The organism is Allobosea sp. ASV33 (genome assembly GCF_016428755.1).
In the GTDB taxonomy this organism is placed as follows: Bacteria; Pseudomonadota; Alphaproteobacteria; order Rhizobiales; family Beijerinckiaceae; genus Allobosea.
Window position 1 is genome coordinate 40944 of record NZ_JAELTI010000033.1, and the last position, 7623, is coordinate 48566.

The window sequence follows — 7623 nt, forward strand, 5'->3', positions numbered from 1 at the left end:
GATGGGCAGCGCTTCTCCGCTCGGCCTCGACATTCTCGGCGACACGCTGGACTGGCCGTTCTTTGGGGAACGCCACCGTGCTTTCGCCGCCGAGCTCTCCGGCTGGGCCGATTCCTATCTCGCCGACCTGCCTCACGACGATGTCGACGAGGCCTGCCGGGCGCGCGTTGCGGCCTTGGGCGCTGCAGGTTTCCTGAAGGCTGCCGTGCCGGCGGCCTATGGCGGGCTCACCGACAAGCTCGACGTACGCACGCTCTGCCTCGCCCGCGAAATCCTGGCGGCGCATGACGGGCTAGCCGATTTCGCCTTCGCCATGCAGGGGCTGGGCACCGGCTCGATCAGCATCGCCGGCTCGGAGGCGATGAAGCAGCGCATCCTGCCGGATGTCGCGGCCGGCAAGCGTATCGCCGCCTTCGCGCTGTCCGAGAAGGAAGCGGGCTCCGACGTCGCCGCCATGGCGGCGACCGCGACGCCGGACGGCAATGCCCATGTCCGCATCGACGGCGAGAAGAGCTGGATCTCGAACGGCGGCATCGCCGACCATTATGTCGTCTTCGCCCGCACCGGCGAGGCGCCGGGCGCCCGCGGGCTCTCCGCCTTCCTGGTCGAAGCCGATACGCCCGGCCTGACCATCGCCGAGCGCATCGAGGTGATCGCGCCGCATCCGCTGGCGACGCTGCGCTTCGAGGGCTGCCGCGTGCCGCTGGAAAACCGCATCGGCGGCCCGGGTGACGGCTTCAAGGTCGCGATGGCGACGCTCGACATCTTCCGCTCGACGGTCGGCGCCGCCGCGCTCGGCTTCGCGCGCCGCGCGCTGCACGAGACGCTGGCCCATGCCAATGGCCGCAAGCTCTTCGGCGGCACGCTCGGCGATCTCCAGCTTTCGCAGGCGGCGATCGCCGACAGCGCTGCCGAGGTCGATGCCGCCGCCCTCCTCGTCTATCGCGCCGCCTGGACCAAGGACCGCGGCGCGGCCCGCGTCACCCGCGAAGCGGCGCTGGCGAAACTCGTCGCGACTGAGAACGCCCAGCGCGTGATCGACCGGGCCGTCCAAATCCATGGCGGGCTCGGCGTCACCAAGGGCGTCAAGGTGGAGGAATTGTATCGGGAAATCCGGGCGCTGCGCATCTACGAGGGCGCCTCGGAAGTCCAAAAGGTCGTGATCGCGCGCGACCTGCTCAAGACACATGCCGGAAGAGCAGATCGTTAGGGGCGGATTCAACCGATCAGGCCGAGGGGACCTGATCGGATCCGGCTCCTGCAGGGGAACAGCATGACAGCAACCGGATTCGCGACATCGGGGCATCAAGACAGCTTCGCGCGGGACAACCTGCCGCCGCGCCAAAGCTGGCCCGACCTGAGAGTGGAAGAGGCAGGGCTGACCTATCCCGAGCGGCTGAACTGCGTCGCCGAATTGCTCGACCGGCATATCGCCGAGGGACGCGGCGGGCGCACCGCCGTGATCGCCAGCGACCTGCACTGGAGCTATGCCGATCTCGCCGAGATGGTGAACCGCATCGCCAATGTGCTGACCCGCGACCTCGGCATGGTCAGCGGCAATCGCGTGCTGCTGCGCGCCGGCAATACGCAGATGATGGTCGCCGCCTATCTCGCCGTGATCAAGGCCGGCGGCGTCGCCGTCGCGACCATGCCGATGCTGCGGGCCGGCGAACTCGCCTATCCGCTGCGCAAGGCGAAAATTACGCTTGCGCTCTGCGATCACCGCCTCACCGCCGAGTTGGAGACCGCCAAGGGACAGGTGCCGGAACTCGCCCGCATCGTCGCCTTCGGCAGTGCCGGGAGCGAGCTGGAAGCCCTGATGGCGCAGTCCGGCTATGAGCATTTCGAGGCTGTCGACACCGCCCGCGACGATGTCTGCCTGATCGCCTTCACCTCCGGCACCACTGGCGAGCCCAAGGGCACCATGCATTTCCACCAGGACATGCTGGCGATCTGCGATTGCTACGGCGCCCGCGTGCTGAAGGCCTCGCCCGAGGACCGCTTCACCGGCTCGCCGCCGCTGGCCTTCACCTTCGGGCTCGGCGGGCTCGTGCTCTTCCCGATGCGGATCGGCGCGGCGATGGTGCTGCCCGAGAAAGCCGGCCCGGCCGATCTCCTCGATGCGATCGAGCGCTACAAGGTCAGCGTCGTCTTCACGGCGCCGACCGCCTATCGCGCCATCCTCGACAAGCTCGACGGGCGCGACATCTCTTCGCTGCGAACCTGCGTCTCGGCCGGGGAGGCCCTACCCAAAGCGACCTTCGACGCATGGCAGGCCCGGACCGGCATGCGGCTGCTCGACGGCATCGGCGCGACCGAGATGCTGCACATCTTCATCGGCGCGCCGCGCGAGGCGATCCGGCCGGGCTCGACCGGGATTCCGGTGCCGGGCTACGAGGCGAAGATCGTCGACGAGAACGGCGAGGAGGTGCCGGACGGCACGCCGGGGCGGCTCGCGGTGCGCGGACCGACCGGCTGCCGCTATCTCGCCGACCCCAGGCAGGCGCGCTACGTCCTGAACGGCTGGAACATCACCGGCGATACCTATCTGCGCGATCCGCAAGGCTATTTCTGGTACCAGGCCCGCTCCGACGACATGATCATCTCCGCCGGCTACAACATCGCCGGCCCGGAGGTGGAAGCCTGCCTGCTGACCCATGAGGCCGTCGCGGAATGCGGCGTGGTCGGCGCGCCCTGCCCCGAGCGCGGGCAGATCGTGAAGGCCTATATCGTGCTGCGCGAGGGGGTCACCGGCGACGCGGCGCTGGCCAAGGCGCTGCAGGAGCATGTGAAGGCCGGCATCGCGCCCTACAAATACCCGCGCGCCATCGCGTTCGTCCCGGTTCTGCCGAAGACCGCGACCGGCAAGCTGCAGCGCTTCGCCTTGCGCCAGATGGCGCAGGGTGAGACCTGATTTCCCTTCAACAGAGCCTGAACGGCCGAAACCGAGGCGATACGCCATGTCCGACCTTCCGCAATCACGCGCCATCCTGCCCGAGGGCTGGCCGCAGCCGCGCGGCTATGCCAACGGCATGGTGGCGGAAGGCCGCGTGCTGGTCACAGGCGGGCTCGTCGGTTGGGATGCGCAAGGCGTCTTCGCCAAGGGCTTCGTCGGGCAGTTGCGCCAGACCTTCCTCAACATCAGGGCGGTAGTCGAGGCGGGCGGCGGGCGCGTCGAGGATATCGTGCGCCTGACCTGGTACGTGACGGATATCGCCGCCTATCGCGCCAGCCTCAAGGAGCTGGGGCCGGTCTATCGCGAGGTTTTCGGCCGGCATTTCCCCGCCATGGCGGTGGTCGCGGTGGCGGCTCTGGTCGAGCTCGAGGCCCTGGTCGAGATCGAAGCGACGGCGGTCGTCGCAAGCTGAACAAACCTTGCGTCAAAATGCCGCGGATCGACTCGTGGGAAAAAAACTCACACAATCCGATTCATTAGGCATTCACCAAGATTCCGGGCCGAGACTCTCGGAGCGCCGCAGGATCGCGGCGTCTCCGGAGTATCTCCATGTCCAGTATCAGCAGTATCGGGGGCGGCGCCCGGCCGCACCACAAACCTCCCAGCTTCGATCAGATCGACAGCAATAGCGACGGCGGCATCAGCCTCGACGAATTCGAGAGCGCGGCCCCCAAAGGCGCCGACAGCAGCAAGAGCGAGGAGCTCTTCAAGAAGATCGATTCCGACGGCGACGGCTCGATCAGCAAGGCCGAGTCGGATGCGTTCAAGGATAAGGCTCAGAAGGCGGACAGCCTGCTGCAGTCCTTCCTGTTCTCGCTCCAGGCGGGGGGAACGCAGAAGGCCGACACGGCCTCGGACAGCGACGCCGACAAGGACGGCAAGTCGGCCTTCTCGGCGATCGACACCGACGCCAATGGCGGGATCAGCAAGGACGAGTTCAGCGCGGCCTTCAAGGACAGCCGCCTGGACAGCGACCAGTTGAACAAGCTCTTCAGCACCCTGGACCAGAATGGCGACGGCTCGGTCTCGCAGGACGAGGTGAAGTCCTTCCAGTCCTCGATGCAGCAGGCCGGCGGACATCACCATCGTCACCGGCCGCCGCCGGAAGCGCTGCAGAACGCGTCGCAGGCCTATGGCAGCGCGTCGCAGCTCTCGGCTTCGAACAGCGCAGCCACGACCTATACCCAGGCGGCTTGAGCCCTGCCATCCGGTCGCCGCGCAGACCCGTGGCAGCCGCAAGATTCCCGACGCCGACGGCAGAAGCCGCTGGCGCCGCTCCTCAGATCCCCGCCCCGTCCTGCAGGGCTCCGGCCGGCGCCTTCCGCCAGAGCCGCATATGCAGCGCCCGCAAACCCGGCCGCAGCAGGATATCGCCCAAGGCCAGCGCCAAGGACGCCGCCGCATTGGCCGTCAGCGCGAAAGCCGCCGCAAACAGCCCCCCCGTGCTCAGGACGCGCCAGCTCACGCCGGCGAGCCACGCCCTGCGATCCGGCGTACCCGGGCGGCCGGCGATGCGGATGACGGCGCGCTTCGTTCGCGCCAGCGCCCCGCCTTCGCCGACGGCCTGCTGGACCGCCCCCTCGCCCGGTTCGACGAAGCCTAAGGCCACCGTCTCGTTGCTGATGCGGTCGATCAGGATGAAGCCGCCGAGCTCATGGCTCCTTGCATAAGGCAACGAGACCAGGGGACGATCGAGGCGCAACGTTACCAGCCCGATGCCGTTCATGCCCAGGCTCTGCGTCGGCAGCGGCTGGAAGCCCTCGATATCGATGCTGTGATGCAGCGTCTCGACCGTGGCATTGGCGCTCTGCGTCGCAAGCTTCACCAGGAACTGGCCGCCTTCGAGCATGGCGCGCTCGCCGGTCCAGAGCAGCCGGGCCTTGAGGCCACGGCTGACCGGGAGCGCGGTGCCGGCCGCGGCGATGACATCGCCGCGCGAGATGTCGATATCGTCTTCCAGCGTCACCGTGGCCGCCTGGCCGGCGGCAATCTGGCTCGCCTCGCCGGCCGCGCCGATCAGCCGCGCGATGCGGCTGGTGCGGCCGGAAGGCAGCGCGACGACGGGATCGCCGACACGGGCACGCCCGGCGACGGCCGCGCCGGCATAGCCGCGGAAATCGAGATCGGGCCGATTGACCCATTGCACCGGCAGGACGAAAGCCTCTTCGCCGGGTGCGGTCCGCGTGATCGCGACGTCTTCGAGATAGGGCAACAGTGCCGGCCCGTCATACCAGGGCATCCGCGCGGACGGGCGCATGACGTTCTCGCCGTCGCGGGCCGAGACCGGGATGAAGCGGATCGAGGCGAAGCCGAGATTCTGCACCGCCGCGCGGTAGTCCGCCGCGATCCGCGCGAAGACGGTCTCGTCATAGCCGACGAGATCCATCTTGTTGATGGCGACCACGACATGGCGGACGCCGACCAGCGAGACGATGAAGGAATGGCGGCGGGTCTGCGGCAACAGGCCCTTGCGCGCATCGACCAGGATGATCGCGAGATCGGCGGTGGAAGCGCCGGTCGCCATGTTGCGGGTGTATTGCTCGTGGCCGGGCGTATCGGCGACGATGAAGCTGCGGGTTTCCGTGGCGAAATAGCGATAGGCGACGTCGATGGTGATGCCCTGCTCGCGCTCGGCCGAAAGGCCGTCGACCAGCAGCGCGAAATCGGGCGCTTCGCCCTGTGTGCCGAATTTCCTGGAATCGCTGTCGAGGGCGCTGAGCTGGTCGTCGAAGACCGCGCCGGCCTCGTAGAGCATGCGGCCGATCAGGGTCGACTTGCCGTCATCGACCGAGCCGCAGGTGATGAAGCGCAGCAGCGAATGCTGGCCTGTTGCGGATGAAGCCGGGGCATCATTGGCCGGAAACGGCGTCTGCACCGGTTTCGGTGCCTTCTTCTTGGCGATGGCGAAGCCCATCAGAAATAGCCTTCCTGCTTCTTCTGCTCCATCGAGCCCGAGCCGTCATGGTCGATGACGCGGCCCTGCCGCTCGGAGGATCGGGAGGAGCGCATCTCGGCGATGATGTCGGTCAGATTCGCCGCCTCGCTTTCGACGGCGCCGGTCAGCGGGTAGCAGCCCAACGTGCGGAAGCGGACCATGCGGGTCTCGACGGTCTCGCCGGGGCGCAGTTCCATGCGCTCGTCGTCGCGCATGATCCAGGCGCCGTCGCGCCGGACGACCGGGCGCGGCGCCGCGAAATAGAGCGGAACGACCGGGATGTTCTCCAGCGCGATGTAGTCCCAGACATCGCGCTCGGTCCAATTCGAGAGCGGGAACACGCGAAAGCTCTCGCCGCGATGCTTGCGGGTGTTGAAGAGCTGCCAGGGCTCGGGGCGCTGGTTCTTGGGGTCCCAACGATGCTCGGGCGAGCGCAACGAAAAGACCCTTTCCTTGGCGCGGCTCTTCTCCTCGTCGCGACGCGCACCGCCGAAGGCCGCATCGAACCTGTGGAGGTCGAGCGCCTGCTTCAGCCCTTGCGTCTTCATCACGTCGGTATGGACGCGCGAGCCGGAGGCGAAGGGGTTGATCCCGGCCTCGACGCCCTCGCGGTTGATATGGACGATCAGGTCGAGCCCGAGGCGCTTCGCCGTCTCGTCGCGGAAGGCGATCATCTCGCGAAACTTCCAGGTCGTGTCGACATGGAGCAGCGGGAAAGGCGGCTTTGCCGGATAGAACGCCTTCATCACGAGATGCAGCAGGACGGCGGAATCCTTGCCGATCGAATAGAGCAGCACCGGCTTGTCGCAGGTCGCCACGACCTCGCGGATGATGAAGATCGCTTCGGCCTCGAGCTTCTGGAGATGGCTGAGCTGGATCACTGACGCACCTCCACCGCCGAGAGCCCGGCGCGCGCCGGCTTTCCGTCCGCCCCGACATGCAGGCCGCATTCTTTGGCCGCGTCGTCCTCCCACCACCAGCGCCCGGCGCGCTCGGGCTCGCCGGGAAGGATCGCGCGGGTGCAAGGCTGGCAGCCGATCGAGACGAAGCCACGCTCGTGCAACGGATTGATCGGCACGGCGTTCTCCTGCGCGAAGGCGAGCGCCTGTTCACGCGTCCAGTCGATCAACGGGCTCGCCTTGACGAGGCTGCGCGCCGGATCGGCTTCCGCGAGCTTGACGCTGCCGCGCGCGGCTGACTGGTCGGCGCGAAGCCCCGTCAGCCAGATATCGGCGCCAGCCAGTGCCCGGCCAAGCGGCTCGACCTTGCGGATGTCGCAGCAGGATTTGCGGGCGTCGCGCGAGGCATAGAAGCCGTTGATGCCGTTCTGGCGGACATGAAGCTCAAGCGTGTCATGGCGCGGGTAATAGGGGCGGATCACGATGCCGTAGCGCTCCTCGGTCTCCTGCCAGAGGGCGTAGACCTCGGGAAAGAGCCGCCCGGTATCGAGCGTGGCGAAGGTGACCGGCAGCTTCGCGGTCGCGATGAAATGGGTCAGCACCTGGTCTTCGAGGCCGAAGGAGGTGGTGAAGACGACCGGTCCTTCGGAATGGGCGACGATGCCGGCGAGGCGTTGGGCAACCTCCGCCACACCGAACGCCGCATCGAGCGCAGCCGCACGATGCGCCAGCAGCGCCTCTGCCGGCCTTGTCGTGATGGGTTCGTCCGCGCCGAAGCCGTTCGCCATGGTCCTGGCCGCCTGTTCGGTAAATCGAACGAACCACTTATACCC

Annotated in this window: 7 protein-coding genes; 4 read left to right on the forward strand and 3 right to left on the reverse strand. The window is 67.6% G+C overall.

The features are described from left to right. The first annotated feature begins 1 nt into the window (after position 1). The 4 genes from JHD80_RS12250 to JHD80_RS12265 all read left to right on the forward strand — a co-directional run bounded on the left by JHD80_RS12250 (position 2) and on the right by JHD80_RS12265 (position 4153). Complete coding sequence (locus tag JHD80_RS12250; RefSeq protein ID WP_199087474.1) at positions 2-1210, forward strand: acyl-CoA dehydrogenase family protein; 1209 nt, start codon at positions 2-4, stop codon at positions 1208-1210. 63 nt (positions 1211-1273) lie between these two features. Further along, positions 1274-2914, forward strand: a complete 1641-nt coding sequence (locus JHD80_RS12255; protein ID WP_199087476.1) for a benzoate-CoA ligase family protein — start codon at positions 1274-1276, stop codon at positions 2912-2914. A gap of 46 nt (positions 2915-2960) precedes the next feature. Next, positions 2961-3368, forward strand: coding sequence for a RidA family protein (locus tag JHD80_RS12260; RefSeq protein WP_199087478.1), 408 nt, complete (start codon positions 2961-2963; stop codon positions 3366-3368). A gap of 137 nt (positions 3369-3505) precedes the next feature. Then, positions 3506-4153, forward strand: coding sequence for an EF-hand domain-containing protein (locus JHD80_RS12265; protein WP_199087480.1), 648 nt, complete (start codon positions 3506-3508; stop codon positions 4151-4153). A gap of 82 nt (positions 4154-4235) precedes the next feature. Here JHD80_RS12265 and JHD80_RS12270 read toward each other — a convergent pair whose 3' ends face one another. The 3 genes from JHD80_RS12270 to JHD80_RS12280 form a co-directional block, all read right to left on the reverse strand. After that, positions 4236-5870, reverse strand: coding sequence for a sulfate adenylyltransferase subunit 1 (locus JHD80_RS12270; RefSeq protein WP_199087482.1), 1635 nt, complete (start codon positions 5868-5870; stop codon positions 4236-4238). Continuing rightward, positions 5870-6772, reverse strand: a complete 903-nt coding sequence (cysD, locus tag JHD80_RS12275) for a sulfate adenylyltransferase subunit CysD (protein ID WP_349237257.1) — start codon at positions 6770-6772, stop codon at positions 5870-5872. The genes JHD80_RS12270 and cysD overlap by 1 nt, the downstream gene beginning before the upstream one ends. Then, positions 6769-7623 (reverse strand): phosphoadenylyl-sulfate reductase (locus JHD80_RS12280; protein WP_282568385.1); only part of this gene is annotated, 855 nt, incomplete at its 5' end. The genes cysD and JHD80_RS12280, both read right to left, overlap by 4 nt.

Coding starts and splice junctions, on each gene's coding strand:
- JHD80_RS12270 (WP_199087482.1), bottom strand. CDS start 5,870: ATGGGCTTCGCCATCGCCAAGAAGAAGGCACCGAAACCGGTGCAGACG.
- JHD80_RS12250 (WP_199087474.1), top strand. CDS start 2: ATGGGCAGCGCTTCTCCGCTCGGCCTCGACATTCTCGGCGACACGCTG.
- JHD80_RS12265 (WP_199087480.1), top strand. CDS start 3,506: ATGTCCAGTATCAGCAGTATCGGGGGCGGCGCCCGGCCGCACCACAAA.
- JHD80_RS12255 (WP_199087476.1), top strand. CDS start 1,274: ATGACAGCAACCGGATTCGCGACATCGGGGCATCAAGACAGCTTCGCG.
- JHD80_RS12260 (WP_199087478.1), top strand. CDS start 2,961: ATGTCCGACCTTCCGCAATCACGCGCCATCCTGCCCGAGGGCTGGCCG.